This is a genomic window from uncultured Tenacibaculum sp., assembly GCF_947495995.1.
Classification (GTDB): Bacteria; Bacteroidota; Bacteroidia; order Flavobacteriales; family Flavobacteriaceae; genus Polaribacter.
This window is the reverse complement of sequence record NZ_CANMAX010000003.1, coordinates 125,516-142,709: the sequence shown is the minus strand read 5'-3', so window position 1 is coordinate 142,709 and position 17,194 is coordinate 125,516. Positions and strand designations below refer to the sequence as shown.

At 30.6% G+C, this 17,194-nt stretch carries 21 protein-coding genes; 11 read left to right on the top strand and 10 right to left on the bottom strand.

The window, feature by feature from the left end; translation table 11 throughout:
* The first annotated feature begins 179 nt into the window (after positions 1 to 179).
* The 4 genes from Q1A15_RS09825 to Q1A15_RS09810 are packed head-to-tail and all read left to right on the top strand — an operon-like array spanning position 180 to position 2,365.
* Positions 180 to 542 carry a hypothetical protein gene (locus tag Q1A15_RS09825; RefSeq protein ID WP_299622633.1) on the top strand — a complete coding sequence of 121 codons (363 nt, stop codon included), beginning with the start codon at positions 180 to 182 and terminating at the stop codon, positions 540 to 542.
* A 41-nt stretch (positions 543 to 583) separates the two neighbouring features.
* Positions 584 to 1,117: a YceI family protein gene (locus tag Q1A15_RS09820; protein WP_299622631.1), complete on the top strand. Its 534-nt coding sequence runs from the start codon at positions 584 to 586 to the stop codon at positions 1,115 to 1,117.
* Positions 1,095 to 1,484, top strand: coding sequence for a hypothetical protein (locus Q1A15_RS09815; protein WP_299622628.1), 390 nt, complete (start codon positions 1,095 to 1,097; stop codon positions 1,482 to 1,484). The genes Q1A15_RS09820 and Q1A15_RS09815 overlap by 23 nt, the downstream gene beginning before the upstream one ends.
* Positions 1,466 to 2,365: a DUF5777 family beta-barrel protein gene (locus tag Q1A15_RS09810; protein ID WP_299622625.1), complete on the top strand. Its 900-nt coding sequence runs from the start codon at positions 1,466 to 1,468 to the stop codon at positions 2,363 to 2,365. Before Q1A15_RS09815 ends, Q1A15_RS09810 begins: the two co-directional genes overlap by 19 nt.
* A 19-nt stretch (positions 2,366 to 2,384) precedes the next feature.
* Here the strand turns inward: Q1A15_RS09810 and Q1A15_RS09805 are convergent, their stop codons facing one another.
* From Q1A15_RS09805 to Q1A15_RS09790, 4 genes are all read right to left on the bottom strand, one after another.
* Positions 2,385 to 3,380: a Gfo/Idh/MocA family oxidoreductase gene (locus Q1A15_RS09805; RefSeq protein WP_299622622.1), complete on the bottom strand. Its 996-nt coding sequence runs from the start codon at positions 3,378 to 3,380 to the stop codon at positions 2,385 to 2,387.
* 96 nt (positions 3,381 to 3,476) lie between these two features.
* A complete protein-coding gene (locus Q1A15_RS09800) occupies positions 3,477 to 3,674 on the bottom strand; it encodes a hypothetical protein (protein WP_299622619.1) in 198 nt (65 codons plus the stop codon).
* Positions 3,671 to 5,065: a radical SAM protein gene (locus tag Q1A15_RS09795; RefSeq protein ID WP_299622616.1), complete on the bottom strand. Its 1,395-nt coding sequence runs from the start codon at positions 5,063 to 5,065 to the stop codon at positions 3,671 to 3,673. The genes Q1A15_RS09800 and Q1A15_RS09795 overlap by 4 nt, the downstream gene beginning before the upstream one ends.
* Entirely contained in the window at positions 5,055 to 5,792 is a 738-nt protein-coding gene (locus tag Q1A15_RS09790; protein WP_299622613.1) for a prolipoprotein diacylglyceryl transferase family protein, read from the bottom strand. Before Q1A15_RS09790 ends, Q1A15_RS09795 begins: the two co-directional genes overlap by 11 nt.
* Before the next feature lie 79 nt (positions 5,793 to 5,871).
* Between Q1A15_RS09790 and dusB the strand changes: the two genes are divergently transcribed.
* Entirely contained in the window at positions 5,872 to 6,873 is a 1,002-nt protein-coding gene (dusB, locus tag Q1A15_RS09785) for a tRNA dihydrouridine synthase DusB (RefSeq protein WP_299622610.1), read from the top strand.
* A 252-nt stretch (positions 6,874 to 7,125) separates the two neighbouring features.
* On the opposite strand, the gene Q1A15_RS09780 is transcribed toward dusB, so the two are convergent.
* The 6 genes from Q1A15_RS09780 to Q1A15_RS09755 form a co-directional block, all read right to left on the bottom strand.
* The gene (locus Q1A15_RS09780) at positions 7,126 to 8,322 is read right to left on the bottom strand and encodes an FtsX-like permease family protein (protein ID WP_299622607.1); all 1,197 of its coding nucleotides are present in this window, start codon (positions 8,320 to 8,322) and stop codon (positions 7,126 to 7,128) included.
* A 40-nt stretch (positions 8,323 to 8,362) separates the two neighbouring features.
* Positions 8,363 to 8,758 (bottom strand): 30S ribosome-binding factor RbfA, encoded by a 396-nt coding sequence (gene rbfA / locus Q1A15_RS09775; RefSeq protein ID WP_299622603.1) that lies wholly within the window; start codon positions 8,756 to 8,758, stop codon positions 8,363 to 8,365.
* Between the two features lie 136 nt (positions 8,759 to 8,894).
* Positions 8,895 to 9,539 carry a response regulator transcription factor gene (locus Q1A15_RS09770; protein ID WP_299622600.1) on the bottom strand — a complete coding sequence of 215 codons (645 nt, stop codon included), beginning with the start codon at positions 9,537 to 9,539 and terminating at the stop codon, positions 8,895 to 8,897.
* Between the two features lie 56 nt (positions 9,540 to 9,595).
* Positions 9,596 to 10,345, bottom strand: a complete 750-nt coding sequence (locus tag Q1A15_RS09765; protein WP_299622597.1) for an ATP-binding protein — start codon at positions 10,343 to 10,345, stop codon at positions 9,596 to 9,598.
* Between the two features lie 616 nt (positions 10,346 to 10,961).
* Positions 10,962 to 11,510 (bottom strand): hypothetical protein, encoded by a 549-nt coding sequence (locus tag Q1A15_RS09760; protein WP_299622593.1) that lies wholly within the window; start codon positions 11,508 to 11,510, stop codon positions 10,962 to 10,964.
* 247 nt (positions 11,511 to 11,757) lie between these two features.
* The gene (locus Q1A15_RS09755) at positions 11,758 to 12,393 is read right to left on the bottom strand and encodes a hypothetical protein (protein ID WP_299622590.1); all 636 of its coding nucleotides are present in this window, start codon (positions 12,391 to 12,393) and stop codon (positions 11,758 to 11,760) included.
* 433 nt (positions 12,394 to 12,826) lie between these two features.
* On the opposite strand from Q1A15_RS09755, the gene Q1A15_RS09750 reads away from it, so the two are divergent.
* From Q1A15_RS09750 to Q1A15_RS09725, 6 genes are all read left to right on the top strand, one after another.
* On the top strand, positions 12,827 to 13,726 hold the full coding sequence (locus Q1A15_RS09750) for a DUF2589 domain-containing protein (protein WP_299622587.1): 900 nt from the start codon (positions 12,827 to 12,829) through the stop codon (positions 13,724 to 13,726).
* A gap of 16 nt (positions 13,727 to 13,742) precedes the next feature.
* Positions 13,743 to 14,417, top strand: a complete 675-nt coding sequence (locus Q1A15_RS09745; protein ID WP_299622584.1) for a hypothetical protein — start codon at positions 13,743 to 13,745, stop codon at positions 14,415 to 14,417.
* A 2-nt stretch (positions 14,418 to 14,419) separates the two neighbouring features.
* Positions 14,420 to 14,962, top strand: coding sequence for a hypothetical protein (locus Q1A15_RS09740; protein WP_299622581.1), 543 nt, complete (start codon positions 14,420 to 14,422; stop codon positions 14,960 to 14,962).
* Between the two features lie 39 nt (positions 14,963 to 15,001).
* Positions 15,002 to 15,406 carry a methylmalonyl-CoA epimerase gene (gene mce / locus Q1A15_RS09735; RefSeq protein WP_299622578.1) on the top strand — a complete coding sequence of 135 codons (405 nt, stop codon included), beginning with the start codon at positions 15,002 to 15,004 and terminating at the stop codon, positions 15,404 to 15,406.
* Between the two features lie 121 nt (positions 15,407 to 15,527).
* Complete coding sequence (locus tag Q1A15_RS09730; protein ID WP_299622575.1) at positions 15,528 to 16,154, top strand: hypothetical protein; 627 nt, start codon at positions 15,528 to 15,530, stop codon at positions 16,152 to 16,154.
* Between the two features lie 159 nt (positions 16,155 to 16,313).
* Positions 16,314 to 17,192 carry a permease-like cell division protein FtsX gene (locus Q1A15_RS09725; protein ID WP_299622572.1) on the top strand — a complete coding sequence of 293 codons (879 nt, stop codon included), beginning with the start codon at positions 16,314 to 16,316 and terminating at the stop codon, positions 17,190 to 17,192.
* Positions 17,193 to 17,194: the final 2 nt, after the last annotated feature.

Here is a 17,194-nt window from a genome sequence, read left to right as displayed (position 1 = left end):
TTCAACCTATTTTTTTCCTTTTTAACCACCATTTTTTCCCTTTCACCTTATTTAATAAGTTACGAAACAAGGAATTAAGATATGTTTGTTCTCGAAAAATAATTTCACTGAATAGTTAAGAAAAACTAAATTATAACGACAAAAAGAACATTAATACTAACTAACAATTTTCAAAAAAGATGAAGACACCTATCAAATTATTATCATTAGCAACTGTTTTGATGATTACAAGTTGTTCTACTTCTGAAGTTCCTGCTGAAGAAGGACCAACAAATCCACCTTTAGAAAAAGTAACTTACGAAAAAGACGTAAAAGGAATTATAAATAGTAGTTGCGCAACTACGAATTGTCACGATGATGTAAACCCAACTGCAGGTTTAGCTTTAACTACATATACTCGTGTTAGAAATGCTGCAGAAACAGGAAATATTTTTGGCCGTATTAACAATACAGCTAGTCCGATGCCACCATCTGGATTACTTCCTTCTTCTACAAGGAATATTATTAGCCAATGGAGAGCCGATGGTTATTTAGAACAATAGAAAAAATAGTATCAAAAAATATAACCCCAAAAAAATACAACATGAGACTTTTCGTAATTATCTTATTGATTTCACAATCAATTTTTAGCCAAAAATATTATACAAGAACAGGTTCTACAGGATTTAAAGCATCTGTAGACGCATTTGAACCTGTACAAGCTTTAAATAAAAGTACTACTGCTATTTTAACTAATAAAGGAGAAATAGCTTCACAATTATTTATTAGTGCTTTTAAGTTTAGATTAGCTTTAATGCAAGAACACTTTAATGAAAGCTTTATGGAATCTAATGAATTTCCTAAAGCTGTATTTAGAGGAAAAATAGAAGATTTTGATCTTAATTCTTTAACAGGAACCAAAGACGTAACTATAAAAGGAAACATCACTATTAAAGGTATAAGCAAAGAAATTGAAACGAAAGGAACAGTTTCTAAAGTAGGCGATAAAATTAACTTGGCCACAACTTTTGAATTAACACCTGGTGATTTTAATATTAAAATTCCGAGTGTGGTAAGACGTAAAATAGCAAGAATAGTTACTGTTGATTTAAATTATGACTTTTCTGAAAAAAAATAAAAAGTTATTTATAGCCTTAATTATAATTACAATTTCAGGAATAATTGCTTATAGTTATGTCTTTAAAGAAACTGAAAAGGTAGAGGATACCAAGATTTCTTTTGAAGGGACTTCTCAAGAATTCATGAACACTATTGGAAGTAATGTTACTGAGTGGAACAATAAAGTGATTGTTCTTACTGGAAAAATTTCCAATATCGATACAGAAGGAGTTATTATAGACAGCTCTGTTTTCTGTCAATTTTCTGAAAATCAAAATTTAAACACATTAAAAGAAAATCAAAATATCACAATCAAAGGTATGGTGGTAGGTTATGATGATCTTTTAAATGAATTAAAACTAAACCAATGCATTTTAAACAAATAATATTTTCACTTTTACTTGCTCTACAAGTAATAGTTATTTCTGCACAAGAAGATGATCAACTTCTTGACGAATTAGACAACTATACAAACGAAGAAGCAAACAATAAAGAAAAGGGTAAAAAAGCAAACACAAAGTTTGAATTACCTGCTTTTAAAACACTAAAAATAGGAAACCTACAATCGACTAAAATAGGCGATAAAGGAGAATTATATTTAATCGTGTCCCATAGATTCGGACCATTAAAAGATGGATTCGATACTTTCTTAGGATTAGATCAAGCAAATACTAAAATTGAGCTTTTATATAGTTTTTGGGAAGGAACTCAATTTAGTTTAAGTAGAGAATCGTTTGAAAAAACAGTCGCTTTTGCAGTAAAAAGTAGATTCACAAAACAATCGGAATCGTTTCCTTTTAATTTAGTTGGATATGCTACGGCTAATATTAATACTGAAATTAGCAATAGTAGGTTTACAAATTACACATTACAAAGTGGCGATCGAATGAGTTACGCTGTTCAACTTTTAGCATCTCACAGGTTTTCTAAACGTTTTTCATTCGAATTTGCGCCGACTTATGTGAGAGAAAATCTTCAAATTTTAGAAGAAACAGGAACGGCAAACCATAATCAATTTGCAATGGGATTTGGTGGTCGTTTAAAATTAAGCAAACGAGTAAGCTTAAATGCTGAATATGTACATAATTTCAATAGAGATGAAAATTCAATCTTTTACAATCCCTATACGTTTGGTGTAGATATTGAAACGGGAGGTCATGTTTTTCAATTACTATTTACAAATGCACAATCGTCAAACGAGCCAGGATATATAAGCAACGCCGGGGGGGATATTGCTTTTGGCTTTAACATTGTGAGAGTATTTTAGTAAATAAATACGGTCCTTTTTAATTAGATCTACTTACTCCATCATGATTGGGGTAAGTTAGGTCTATTTTTTTTCTGATTTTATCCAAAGTAGAAATTAACTCAACACTAAATTCATTAGATAAAATAGGACTTTCTATAACTCCTTTATCTAAACATTCCATAACATGGGTAGCTTCAAAATAATACCCATATCCTTCTCCATCATTTTCTCTTAACTCTTGAATTCCATCTTCAGTTTTTATAATAATCGGACAGTTCATTTCTCTAGAAATTTGAACGGTTCCTTTTTCAAAATGAAAAACAGAATAGTTTGGTGCATCACAAGTAAAACCAGCTCTTAAATATGCTCTTTTTTGATTTTCATATTCAAAAATGATGTCGATATGTTCATCTGAACCTGTCGGACTTTTAATTGCATTCGCTATAATATTATTGGGTACACCTAAAGTTTGCAGTGCTGTAAATACAGGATAAATTCCAATATCTAATAATGCTCCGCCTCCTAAATCTAGATTATATAAACGACTCTCAGGATTGTAAGCTCCATGAAACATAAAATCTGATTGTACTACTTTTAGTTCACCAAGTTCTTTTGACTCGATAATGTTTAAAACTTTTTTAAATGTAGGAACCAAACGTGTCCAAAAAGCTTCCATTAAAAAAGTATTATTTGCTTTAGAAGCGGCTATCATTTTTTCTACTTCAGTAGAATTTATTGCAAGCGCTTTTTCACATAAAACTGCTTTTTTATGTTGTAAAGAAAGTAATGTATGTTCACAATGAAATGTATGTGGTGTGGCAATGTATACTATATCAACATTTTCGTCTTGCAACATTGCTTCATAGCTTCCATAAGCTTTTTGAAAACCAAATTGATCAGCAAATTTTTCAGCTTTTTTTATATCTCTAGACGCTGTTGCATATAAAACAGCATTATCTAATGTCTTTAAATCTCCAGCAAATATTTCTGCAATCCATCCACAACCTAAAATGGCCCAATTGTATTTTTTCAAAATAGTATGTTTAATCTAAAAAGATAAAGATAGTATAATGGAGCATGAGGAAATTGATACTAATTTTTCAATTGTAACGTAAAAAATAAATGTTTTCTACGCCAAACCTCCAAAGCATAATCCTAATCCGACTAAAAGATAAAAAGCAGCTAAGATGAATAATACTGTAGAAATATCTTTATTTTTTTTTCTAATAGATGCCCCAATGATAATTAATAACAAAGGCGGACCAAACATAACTAGTATGATGATTGCAAATAGTCCTGATAAATCTCCTACTTCTAAAAAATTCATATGTTTTCTTTTTTAAGTTCTTCTAAACGTTGTTTTTTATCGTCTCTATAAAACAGATTCATAGTTTCGAACGGAATAATTTTATAGTCTTTGTCCACAATATGAACACACGACTTTTTAATTGCTCTTACATCAAAATTATATGCATCAATAAACTGCATAATAATAATTCGAAACAAATTATCGTATCCCAAATTGGGTGCATCGATATTAGGCAAACAACACATAATCGACTTTAAATTTTCTTGAGCTACTTCTACAGAATTCCCCGTGCTAAACAATTCGATCATTTTTCCATGTAATTGTTCATCTTGCTCATAAACAATCGTATTTTTACTATTATCCAATAAATCTGCAGGATTTACATAACGCGTTAAAGGAAATACTTCTCCTCCTAATTTTAAAGCATAGCCCATAACCAAGGCATCTGGATTACAAGGAACCGGAATTAAATCATCTGAATTAAAAACAGGAGACTGTTCTAATATTCTTCTTCGAACTTCTGTTAATGTTAATCGATCTTTTTCTGGATCAAAATTTTCTAATCGACCAGCTATTTGTGTCGGTTGAAAAGTAACTCCACGTACACATTGTTGCTGTAAAGCATACTCTATTATTTCTCCGATTTCATCGTCATTCAATCCTTTTTGAAGCGTTACTACCAAAGTTGTTGATAAATTAACTTCATTCAAATTGGCTATTGCTTGCTTTCGAATTTCAGATAAATCTGCGCCTCGCATTTGCTGTAAAACCTCATCTTTAAAAGAATCAAACTGAAGGTAAATCTCAAAGTCTGGCGTATAATTTTTTAGCCGCTTTACAAAATCTTTGTCCTTTGCTATTTTAATTCCATTCGTGTTTACCATTAAATGACGAATTGGAAGCGTTTTAGCATAATCTAAAATTTCAAAAAACTGCGGATGTACAGTTGGCTCTCCTCCACTAATTTGAACAACATCAGGTTCTTTTTCATTTTTCACAATGGTATCTAACATTTTTTTCACCTCTTCCAATGTTCTATGTCTTCCGTAGGTTGGTGAAGATCCTGCGTAACAAGTCGGACAAGTTAGATTACATCGATCGGTAACTTCTAAAACTGTTAAACAAGAATGTTGTTCGTGATCTGGACATAATCCACAATCGTACGGACAACCATAATGTGTTTTAGTATTGAATGTATAAGGTGTTTCCGATGGTTTATTATAGTTTCTAATGTTTTTATAATATTCTACATCGTCTGCTATTAAAACTTTTGAATTGCCATGTTCAGGACAACGTTTTAACATATACACTTTATCATCTTCAAATACGATTTTAGCATCTACTCTTCTTAAACATTCAGGACATAAACTCAATGTGAAATCGTAATACGTATATTTTCTAACGGGCATATTTCATAGCTTTTAAAATAAATTTATAGTAATATAACCAACAAGTTATACATAATATTTGAATCGAACTGAGTCCGAAAACAAAAAACTGATTTGGTTTTAAAAATTCGATACAAAAACGGAATCCGAAATAACTCAGCATAAAGCATTTGAATAACTCTCCGTTTACAGTCAGTTTTCTTTGAATAGATTTCAGCAAGAAAAATAACATCAATAAAAAAATCAGTTCGTATAAAGCCAAAGGATGCCGTAAAATACCATCGCCTAAATCCATTCCCATAAAGAATGAAGTCTCTTTTCCGTACGTAAATTCGTTTGTTCCTGTTAAGAAGCATCCGATTCTTCCAATAAAAATCCCAAGAACTATCGGTAATGTAAACAAATCACCTGAAGATTGTTTTTCTCCAATAATCTTTTTAGAAATCTCAACACCTAGTAAACCTCCAAACAAACCTCCCATAATTGTTTTCACATTAAAAATATAAAGGAAAGATTTATCCATAGTAACGATTGGATGTTCTAAAAACCCCATCAATCTAGAACCAAAAAACGCTCCTATTGCGGCTCCAAGAATAATATACAATCGATTTTCTGAAGGAATTTGATCGTTAGATTTCTTTTTTAAATATGCATAATATCGATATCCAAGAAAAAAAGCTAAATACTCTAATATCAAATGAATATTGATTTTTACTCCAAAAAGTATAGGTTCAAAAGGAATTTCCAACAATTTATTTTTTAGATGAACTCAAACTTATAAAATCATTCTATAAAAAAACAGTAATTTTGCAAGGATTTTTTGAATTATGGTAAAGATAGACAACATAGAACTTCCTGATTTTCCATTGCTTTTAGCTCCAATGGAAGACGTTAGTGATCCGCCTTTTAGAGCACTATGTAAAGAAAATGGTGCAGATGTAGTATATACCGAGTTTATTTCTTCGGAAGGATTAATTCGTGACGCCGCAAAAAGCGTTATTAAACTTGATATTTACGAAAAAGAACGACCTGTTGGTATACAAATTTTTGGTGCTAACATGGACTCTATGTTACGTTCTATAGAAATTGTCGAAAAAACCAAACCAGACATTATCGATATTAACTTTGGTTGCCCTGTAAAAAAAGTAGTTTCTAAAGGAGCTGGAGCAGGTATTTTAAAAGATATCGATTTAATGGTTAAGCTTACTGAAGCTATGGTAAAACATACCGATTTACCTGTTACTGTTAAAACACGTTTAGGTTGGGATCATGATTCAATTCGAATTGTTGAAGTTGCTGAACGTTTACAAGATGTTGGAATTAAAGCGATTTCAATTCACGGTCGTACTCGTGCTCAAATGTACAAAGGTTCTGCAGATTGGAGACCAATTGCTGATGTAAAAAATAATCCTAGAATGCATATTCCTGTTTTTGGTAATGGTGATGTAGACTCTCCTGAAAAAGCTATGGAAATGCGTGATTCATATGGATTAGACGGCGCTATGATTGGTAGAGCTTCTATTGGTTATCCTTGGTTTTTTAATGAAGTAAAACATTTCTTCGAAACTGGTGAGCATTTACCAAAACCAACAATTGCTGAGCGTGTTGAAGTAGCGCGTCGTCATTTACAAATGTCTATTGATTGGAAAGGTGAACATTTAGGTGTTGTTGAAACTCGAAGACATTACACAAACTACTTTAAAGGAATTCCACATTTTAAAGAATATAGATTGAAGCTTGTAACTTCTGATGATCCTAAAGATGTTTTTAGTGCTTTTGATGAAATTGAACAGCAATTTGGTAATACTAGAATTCCTGAAATAAAGTAATTACCATTTATCTTAATAATACAGTCGTTTATCGATAATTTAGCTTGCTTGCATCCAAAAAATGTAAGCAAGTTTTTTTTATTGTTGTAACTTTATATTGTTAGTTGATTACAAATAATCCCTATTTACAATTAATTAATCCATTTTTTACTATATAGATGAAACATAAAGTAAATCTTGCAATAATAGATCCCTAAAAAGAAACATTTATATAATGGAAAAACTAATTCTCAGCGCTGGGTTATATTAAGTTTAACTTTCGATAAAATTCTTAGTAATTCTACTACTAGCAATTCTAGAAGCTAAATATCCAAGTGATAATATAGTAGCAATTACTACAAACAAGTTAAACCATCTGAACTCTACTGGATATGCTAAATCTGGACCAATTTTGAATAGTCCAAATTGTTGTTGAAGGAACACTAATACAATTCCTAATAGTAATCCTGTTATCATTCCAACTACGCACAATAAGAAACCTTGATAAACAAATATCTTCTTAATTTGTTTAACTGTAGTCCCCAAATTCAATAAGGTTTTTAAGTTTTTACGTTTGTCTATAATCATCATAATTATAGCTCCAATAAGATTGAACAATGCTATAATTACAATAAGTGTAAAGATTAGATAAGAAACAAAATTCTCAGTATTTATTACTTTTAAATACAGTTCGTTTAGCTGTGCTCTAGTTTGAACTTTGTATTTACTTCCTAGTGTTTGTTGTAAATCTTCTGCAATGCGATCGACATTATCAGTATTCTTAACTTTTAATTCAATTCCAGAAATTTTATTAGCCTCATATCCCATTAATTCTTGGGCTACTTCTAACTCAGTAAAAACATACTTATTTATAAACTCTTCAGCTCCACCGTAAATTCCAACTACTTGTGTTTTTACAGATCGATAAGCACTATTCGGATTGATAATTCCTGTACCAGGTTTCGGCATAAAAATCTCAAGAGGCTTTAAATTTTCTTGTATCGATAGTTTTGAATCAATTCCAAAACCAACAACAGCTGTATTTTTGTATTCTCTATCGATCCAAAATCCTCTCCACAACATCGTGTCTATTTTTAAAACACTTGTATAGTTTGTGTCTACACCTTTTATATAAGCTACATGATTTTTATCTCCATATTTTAAAAAAGCTCTTTCTTCTAGAACTTTTGAAAACTCTACAATATTAAGATTGGAAATTAAGGCGTCATCGATATTTTTCTCGTACAAGAAACTTTTTCCTATACTAGCTGTAATTTTGATATCAGGATCTGAACTATCTAACAAAGAATAACTGAAAGTTCGTAAACCTGAAAAACCTGATAAAATAATAAACAATGCTAATGTTCCTATAATTACACCTAGCATGGCTATAATGGTAATTATATTAATAGCATTTGTACTATTTTTAGAGCGTAAGTAACGCTTTGCTATGTATAGTGAGAAATTCAATTGTTACTTTAATTATTGGCAATGTAACAATTATTATCGATTATCTTTTTTGACGACGTGGTAATATTTCAGGATTTTTAATTGGATTTTCATCCTCTCCTTTTAAAGATTTGTCTATCTCTTCAATATAATCTAAACTATCATCTCCGAAGAACATTAATTCTGGCATTCTTCTTAATTGATTTCTAGTTCTTTGAGATAATTCATGACGAATAAGTGGTGTGTTCGATTTTACTCCTTCAAGAATTTCATCTCTTTTATCTGAAGGAAAAACACTTAGGAAAACTTTAGCTACACCTAAATCTGCTGTAACCGATACTTTCGATACAGAAATAATTACTCCCTTCATTCCATTTTGAGCAGCTCTTTGTAAAACATCTACAAGATCTTTTTGTAAAACTGCTGCTATCTTTCGCTGTCTATTAGTTTCTTCCATACTGCAAATTTATTGATTTATTGTGTAAAACCATTTCTAAAAATGCTAAAAGTATAGTCATTATAAACCTATCTCTACTTTTTACATAGAGTGAGCGAGGAGATAAATGAAATATAGGGAGCAATTCTTAATTAATTTAAGGAGTATAGATCTTATTCTTTATAGCATACATAACCAATCCTACTCTGTTTCGTACATCGAGTTTGGTAAACAAACTGTCTCGATAGCCATCGATTGTTTTTGGACTCAAAAACATTCTCTCTGCAATCTCTTTGTACGTGAGCTCGGAACAAGCCAATCGCATAAATTTAATTTCATTCTCCTTAAAACTAACCTGATTTCTATTTCCTTTCCCAGAAACAGAATCTAGTAATAAGTTCGTAACATTCCTTGTGTGATAAAAACCATTCTCCATTATTTCTAATAATGCTTTTTCTAACACTTGCTTTTGAGTATCTTTTAAAAGATAACCAATTGCTCCTGCTTTTAGCATTTTAAGAATAGTTCCATCTGCGTCTTCTACAGAAAGCGCTAATACGTGAACGTTTGGGTAGTTAGACACAATCCACTCTGTTGTTTCTATACCATTCATTACTGGCATATTAACATCTACGAGGACAATGTCCGGAATGTTTCGGGGGGAAGCTTTAAACTTTTCTTTTACTTCCCCACCGTTCTTACATGTGTATAATACTTTGAATTTATCGAAAGTATTAACCATGCCTTCAATAGCCTGTGACAACAACGTGTGATCGTCAACCACAACAACTGAATACTTCATAGTTAAACGGGTTAATAAGTTAGTAAAAATACTACTGCATAAGGGGATTACACTTTTTAAAAATAGTAATAAATATTTAATTCTGTACCATAATTTGGTTTAGATTCCAAATTTATATCCGCATTAATAAGTTTGGCTCTTGTTTTCATATTTTCTAAGCCAATCCCTTTTTTCTGGATATCTTCCATATTAAAACCTATACCATCATCTATAGCTTTTATTGTAAGTTTATCTGAATTAAATTCTAAACAAACTTCTAATTTAGAACCTCTTGCATGCTTAATGGTGTTTGAGAAGAATTCTTGAAGGATTCTAAATAGGATAATACCATGTTTTTGATTGAGTTCTTTTTCTTCTCCAACAATTTTTAAACTGGCATTAATAAACTGTAAACGATTAAAGCGTTCTATTTCTAATTGTAAAGCGTCTTTTAAAGCAATATTCTTTATAAATTCTGGATTGATGAGTTTAGATAGTGAACGAATTTCATTTAAACTTTTAGTTATTGTTTCTGAAATATCATCTAAACTTTCGGGAGTTGCATTTTGCAATTGTATTTTAGCTAAAGTTAGGAGTTGCCCGATATTATCGTGTAACTCCCAACTAATATTTCTTAAAGTTTCTTCTCGAATCTCTATTTGTGTTTCTGCGATTTCACGCTCAAAACGTTTTTTTTCGGTAGCTTTTTCTCTTAACAACCGGTTCTTTTTTCTTGAAAACACAACAAATAAAGTGATAACGACTAAAGCCATTAAAACCACTATTAATGTTGTAAGAATAAAAACTAATCTTTGATCGGTTTGCATAAAATAAATCCTATAGAATAACAAGCATATAAAATTAAATTAAGTGTAACTAAAATAATAATTCTTATTTCATTATTACCGTCAAATTGTTCTGAAAACAAAGTTAATGGTATCATTCCTACATGAAATAATAATAAGCCTGTAGTTATCCAAAATCTCAAATTATAAATAACGTCAATCTCCTCTTTATCGTTAAGTAATTGTGCAAAATAAAATAAAGCCGAAAGTATTAATATAAACGCTCCATATAAAAAAGTTGTGTAATGATATTCATCCCAACTATAACTTATCAAATTATAAATTGATAGAATAATAAAAATTATGCTTCCTAATTTAATTATTAACTTTTGATAACTGGAAATCAAAATTGTATTGAACCACCAATTATAAAACAAGAATGATATTATTGCAAAAACTTGATAAATAATTGAAAAATTAACTTTCTCAAAATAAATAAAATAATTCCCAATCAATTCATTAATGAACGTGTAAAACAAAAGATAAATAAAGTATTTCTCTTTAGAATTTTTAATCTTTTTATAATTAAGAATTCCAAATAAAAAAGCTAGTATCTCGAAAAAAACAGTTAGTAATAATAGATCAGAAAATATCATATTTAGTGTAAATCTTTAGGTGGTCTTCCCATACCTCCAAAATTAAGTCCGTCTACTCCTTCCATTATATGATCTCCTCCATGATCATAGATAAAATTCATTGTAGCACTTTTCTTTTTATAAGTGGGCATAAAAAATATAGTACTGTAACCCGCATCTTTATAGTTACTTCCTTTTGGATAAGCTCCAAAATATAGTCGTAATCCTAAACCATCATAGCCTTTCTTCTTAGCTTCAGCTTCCACATAAGCTATATATTGTTTAATAGTTTCTAAATCATAACTAACCTCTCTAGTATCTTCTCCTTTGATGTGCCCTTTATCATTTAAAAATTCATTTAAAAACCTTGATCGTGTTTCTATATATTCTTTTTGTAAAACTATAGCCTTTTTTTTGGAAATAGTCTGTTTTGGTTTTTGCCCATTAAAATCGTAACAGTTTTCACATTTTTCTCCTCCTCCTGTATTTCCATCTCCAGGAAAAAATTTACAAGAAGTTAATAGTAGTGTACATACACAAAGTAAAGTTAGTAGTAGTTTCGTTGTTTTCATGATGTTTTTGTTTTAATTCATAGCCAAAAATACACGGTAAAAATTGAAAAAAAAGAGCTTTTTTTTTGATACATCAAGTAAATCAAGTTTTTAAAAACAAAATACAGGAAAAACACCTTTTGCTTCAAAGGGTCTTTCCTGTTCAGTTTTCAGGATAATATGAGCTTTTATTATTATTTTTAATCCTACATAAAAAAGCTACTTTACATCGTAAAGCAGCTTAATAAAATTTAAATTTCTTTTAGATCTAATCATCATAAGGAGGAGTAGCATTTCCCCAATTAGCTCCTGAACTCTCTATATCAGAAGTCTGTATTCTTTTCGCATAACTTTTCTGTAACTTGCTATTCGTTACAAATCTATTATTGTAATCTTCTTTACTGTCATACACCCAATTGTATCCATAAGTAGCAAACATTTCTTTCATTGTTTTTACTTTATTTTCTTGAGAATGAACAGGGTCAAATGCTATATTCTTTCCATTAATGCTAGTTGTAGGCATTAACATTATATTCTGATAACCTGGCTTACCGTGGCTTGTATTTTCAGGATAAGAACCTGAAACAAAATTGATTCCTGTTAATTCTATTCCTTTTTCTTTAGATAGTTGTTTCACATACGCTATGTAATTTTCTAAAGTTTCAATAGAATAAAAGTTAATACGAGTATCTTCATATCCTAATGCATCTTCTAAAACTGGTTTTCTTGTTTTATCATAATGCTCAAGCATATCAATCATTTCTTTATACATTAAAGCATTGTAAGGTCTTTCAACTTTACTTACTTCCAAGTTTTGATTCATAGCTTCTTCATCTTTTTGGCACGCAACAAACGTAACGACACTTACCAATACGGCAAGCTTAACAATTTTAATTGTTTTCATAATTAAATTATAATAATGGTTAATAAATAAGTTAATAGCTAATTTTCTATATTTTGAAATGCAATTTTTAAAAGAAAATTTAGGCTAACAATTTTTATCAAAGTTACAAAAATTAAAGTATGGGTTAATAAAAAAAATCAATGATTGCGTTTTCCTGATTAAGAATATTTCATTCTATTTCATCTGTTTAAACAAAAATCAAAGTCTACCTCATAAACAATTTAACGAAAAAACCTCCACATACTTTTCCTTTCTCTTTTTAGAAAAGCACCATAAAAAACACAGGATAATCACTCTAATTTTTCAGGCGCTATGACTTGCTATTTAGCTTCTTCTTTTATGGAATTTTGTTGATGCTATTTCGAAATACATAAGTGGTGATAGCCGAAAAACCACAGAAACAGAGTAGGCATTAATCAATAAAATTACTATTATGAGTTTATCAAACTACAATCCTGGTCAGGAATTGTCCAGTATTGATTTTGCAGGTATGATTGGGGGACCATTAAGTGCTATTGTAGACGCACAGTCTAAAGCTGCCTTATCTACTGTAGATTTTGTAAAGAGTATTGGTTTTACACCAGATACTGAAGATGAAACAACTGGTGAAATAAAACCAGGTGAACCAGTTTACGTTAGTTTTAAATATCCTAAAATGGTAGAGCCATACCAGCCTGCAATTAAAGGAAAACCAAAAACGGTTACAATTAACAAAGCTGGTATTGATTACGTAAACGGAGACACATTAAATGTAAACGGAGTTTCTGTTACTGTTGCTAGTGTAGGTGCTAGTGGTGATATTTTAACTATTTCTCCAAATTTAGATGCTGCTGGAATTGCTGCTGCAACAGATGCTTCTGCAACTGGTGGTAGTGGATCTGGAGCTTCTTTCGACATTACTGTTGAAGATATTGCTTCTGTTCCTGCATCATTTGAGGAAATGCAATTACAAGTTCCTATTATTACTATGATGCCTATTCCTTTTATTCGTGTTGAAGAAGGTAATATCGACTTTAATGCGAAAATTACTTCAATGGAATATAAACGTGTAGGAAGCGAATTTAAATTCAATACTGGTTTTTCTTTTAGTAATCAGAATACGAATAAAAATTATGCGTTAGGACCAGGTTTCTTGAATTCGAATAAAAATACGAGTACAGTTAAGTTAAATACGAGTATATCTTATCAGAGAAACACGCGTCAAGGACATAAAATTGACAAAACTTTCCACTTAGGTGTAAAAGTAAAAGTGAGTCAAGATGAAATGCCAGAAGGAATGGAAAAACTTCTTGGAATTTTAGAAGATGCTATTGTATCTCAACCAGTAGAATAAATAAAAACATAAGACAATGATTGATTTAAAAGACTATTTAAGTTCTTTAGTCGTAGGAATTAATCAGGCAAGAATGATGGCAGACCTTGAGTCTGCCAGAATTGCCGAGATTTATGCTAAAGACAACTTATTAAAAACATTTTCTATTCCTCGTTTTCGTACTCCAGATATTGAATTAAATATTCCTGTTGCTATTGGAAATTTAGAGAGTGAGCAAACAAAAGACTATCAACCTATAGATAACATTCAGTTTAACTCTGCTACCTATACTGTACTGAAAGATTTTTCAAAAACATCTGCGTTTGATCGAAAAACCTCTACCATGTTACGTAGTGCAATTGCTAAGGAAACTGAAAACTTAGAAAAGCGAATTAAAGCCGACGAAACTCAAAAAGAAGCTGCAATGGAGTCGCTTTCAAAAAACTTAGCAAAACTATACACGACTCGTATTGATGATAATATTAATATGGAAAGTTTAATTCAGAAAATAAAAACTGAGCTTACACCTCGTATTCAGAAAAAACAAGTAATACAACATCAAACAAAAGTGATAGTTCAAGCCAATGAGTTAAGAGAAATTAAACCTGAAAACATTATTCAAATTAAATTGAAATTGAGTGAAGATGGAATGGAATGGCATTCATCTGCTAATGAAGATGGCAGTACAAACATGAAACTATTACCTGAATAATTATGCGCCCTTCAAAAATAAATATCGTTAAAGCTCTAAATGAAAAGTTACTAGAAGTACATCAGCTAACAAATCTAATAGAATCAAAAAATAGTACTAGTATCTCTGAGTTTAGAAATTGGTTGTTTACTACCGAAGAAATTTTGACAAAAAATAATCTTCCGCAGGTTTCACAACTCGCCGCTATTAGAGCAGAACTTGTAACTTATGTTCCGAGTGTAAAAGGAAAACGTAAAGAATTATACAGTTTAGTAGCGCGTTTATTAAAACAGGCTCAACATGATATTTGGGAAACAAATGCATTATTCACTCAGAAAACACAACAAGCAAGAGAACTTATTCAGCAATTACTAAATTTAGTAGCACAAACCAAAGCTTTCAGTTTTGACAGAAAAACAGATTTCACACATTTCTTAGAGGGCATTTGGCATTTTTGTAATACACACGAACAATTACGAAGTATTACACTACAAGTTTTGGCTTTACTACATAAATCAGACGTTTTATTAGTAATGGCAGAAGAAATAGATTTAAACGATTTTTAAATCTATTTCTTTAATTTTGTGATCAATTTTACTTTGTTTATGGATAAAATCGAACACATTGGTATCGCTGTAAAAAGTATCGAAAAATCGAATGCTTTATTTGCTTCTCTTTTTGGTGAAGCACATTATAAAATCGAAGAAGTTGAAAGCGAAGGCGTAAAAACTTCTTTCTTTAAAACTGGACCAAATAAAATAGAACTGCTTGAAGCTACAAAACCAGATAGTCCGATTGCTAAGTTTATTGAAAAAAAAGGCGAAGGAATTCATCATATTGCTTTTGCTGTTGAAGATATTGAAGCTGAAATCGCACGACTTAAAGGTGAAGGATTTATCGTTTTAAATGAAACACCTAAAAAAGGAGCTGATAATAAATTAGTTGCTTTTTTACATCCTAAATCTACTAACGGAGTACTTATAGAACTTTGTCAAGAAATAAAAAATTAGACTTCTAAAAGACTAAAAATAAAAAACTTAAAAAACACCCTGCATTTTTTTCGAAAAAAGTGTAGGGTGTTTTTTTATTCAGTTGTATTAGTACTGTTAAAAACATAAAACTATTTACATAATGAAATTTTTAAAGCTTTTAATTGTATTCACATTAGTTCTTACTTCTTGTCAGCAAAATGAAAACTTAGTTGACGAGCAAAATCCCCTATCAGAAATTATAGATGAAGCTGAAGGAGCATTAGATGGAGAATCTGATAATGATAATGACGAAGACGAGTCAGACAATTCAGATAACGACAATAACGGAGATAATGGTGACAATGGCGATAATTCTGATAACGGTTCTGATTCAGACAATAATGGCGACAATACCGATGAAGGTTCAGATAATGATAATAACGGAAATACTGGAGATAATGGTAACGGACAAGATGGTAATAATCCAGAAGAAGAAACTCCTGGTCCACCAAGACCAATCGATTGTTCTATTTACGATGGTACTTTTGAATTTACAGTACGTAATAAACAATTCGTAGGAGTTAAAACTTTAGGAATTACTGATATCGTAAACGGTTCTGTAAAATGGACAATTAACGGTACTGAAGTAACGCCAAGAAGTCCACGATTTGTATTAATTGAAGATCACATTCAACAATCAGGTACAGTAGAAGTTTGTTACGAAGCTGAATCTCCAAAATGTGGTAAGTTTTCAGACTGTATCACAGTGAATTTTGTAAAACAATAAACATACTTCATACTTTTTTCAACATCCTTCCAAATAGGAGCGAAATTACTTCTTCGCTCCTATTTTTTATAATACTTTCCTAAAAAAATACCTTAAACAGATATTATGTATCAGTTTATTCCATTTATTTGTACCTTGCGTTTTAAATAGGTTACACTAATGACAAATTCTTTTGATTCTTTTCAAAAACGACGATTACGATCTTCTTATGCTTCGGTAATTATAAGTATCGCTATTGTGTTGTTTATGATTGGTATTTTGGGCTTAGTCTTATTAAAATCTACTAAAGTTGCCAATCATTTTAAGCAAGAAGTAGTTATGTCTTTATTCTTTAAAGATGATGTAGCCAAAGAACAAATCGAATCTTTTAGAGAATCTTTGGGTAATGAAGCTTTTACTAGAGAATTGTACTATATTTCTAAAGAAGATGCTGCTAAAACTTACAGTAAAGATCTTGGAGAAGATTTCCTTGATTTTTTAGGAACAAATCCTTTAAAAAACGGAGTCGATTTATATTTAAATGCAGATTATGTTACTCCTGAAAAAATGGAGGAACTTAGAGCTAAGTTTGAGAAAAACGATTTTATTGCAGACATTTCTTACGATAAACCTCTAGTCGAACAACTTACCAAAAACATTAAGAAAATAAGTTTTTGGCTTTTAATTTTAAGTGGATTCTTCGCTGTTGTGTCTGTGATTTTAATCAACAGTTCTATTCGACTTTCTATTTATGCAAAACGTTTTAATATTAAAACCATGCAAATGGTTGGCGCAACAAAACGTTTTATTAGAAAACCATTTATTTGGCAAAGTATACGATTAGGTTTTATTGGTGCTGTACTTGCACTTATTGCTTTGGGTGTAATGATCTATTATATAGATAAAAACATACCAGCCTTAGAATTATTGAAAGATTACATGTCACTAATTTACTTATCTAGTGGTATTATAACTGCTTCTTTCCTTATTTCTTGGATTAGCACTTATTTTGCAACACAACGATTCTTAAACTTACAAACCAACGATTTATATTATTAAAC

Coding starts and splice junctions, on each gene's coding strand:
- Q1A15_RS09800 (WP_299622619.1), bottom strand. CDS start 3,674: ATGAATTTTTTAGAAGTAGGAGATTTATCAGGACTATTTGCAATCATC.
- Q1A15_RS09725 (WP_299622572.1), top strand. CDS start 16,314: ATGACAAATTCTTTTGATTCTTTTCAAAAACGACGATTACGATCTTCT.
- Q1A15_RS09820 (WP_299622631.1), top strand. CDS start 584: ATGAGACTTTTCGTAATTATCTTATTGATTTCACAATCAATTTTTAGC.
- Q1A15_RS09765 (WP_299622597.1), bottom strand. CDS start 10,345: ATGCAAACCGATCAAAGATTAGTTTTTATTCTTACAACATTAATAGTG.
- Q1A15_RS09740 (WP_299622581.1), top strand. CDS start 14,420: ATGCGCCCTTCAAAAATAAATATCGTTAAAGCTCTAAATGAAAAGTTA.
- Q1A15_RS09825 (WP_299622633.1), top strand. CDS start 180: ATGAAGACACCTATCAAATTATTATCATTAGCAACTGTTTTGATGATT.
- dusB (WP_299622610.1), top strand. CDS start 5,872: ATGGTAAAGATAGACAACATAGAACTTCCTGATTTTCCATTGCTTTTA.
- rbfA (WP_299622603.1), bottom strand. CDS start 8,758: ATGGAAGAAACTAATAGACAGCGAAAGATAGCAGCAGTTTTACAAAAA.
- Q1A15_RS09810 (WP_299622625.1), top strand. CDS start 1,466: ATGCATTTTAAACAAATAATATTTTCACTTTTACTTGCTCTACAAGTA.
- Q1A15_RS09745 (WP_299622584.1), top strand. CDS start 13,743: ATGATTGATTTAAAAGACTATTTAAGTTCTTTAGTCGTAGGAATTAAT.
- Q1A15_RS09770 (WP_299622600.1), bottom strand. CDS start 9,539: ATGAAGTATTCAGTTGTTGTGGTTGACGATCACACGTTGTTGTCACAG.
- Q1A15_RS09730 (WP_299622575.1), top strand. CDS start 15,528: ATGAAATTTTTAAAGCTTTTAATTGTATTCACATTAGTTCTTACTTCT.
- Q1A15_RS09755 (WP_299622590.1), bottom strand. CDS start 12,393: ATGAAAACAATTAAAATTGTTAAGCTTGCCGTATTGGTAAGTGTCGTT.
- Q1A15_RS09815 (WP_299622628.1), top strand. CDS start 1,095: ATGACTTTTCTGAAAAAAAATAAAAAGTTATTTATAGCCTTAATTATA.
- Q1A15_RS09795 (WP_299622616.1), bottom strand. CDS start 5,065: ATGCCCGTTAGAAAATATACGTATTACGATTTCACATTGAGTTTATGT.
- mce (WP_299622578.1), top strand. CDS start 15,002: ATGGATAAAATCGAACACATTGGTATCGCTGTAAAAAGTATCGAAAAA.
- Q1A15_RS09760 (WP_299622593.1), bottom strand. CDS start 11,510: ATGAAAACAACGAAACTACTACTAACTTTACTTTGTGTATGTACACTA.
- Q1A15_RS09750 (WP_299622587.1), top strand. CDS start 12,827: ATGAGTTTATCAAACTACAATCCTGGTCAGGAATTGTCCAGTATTGAT.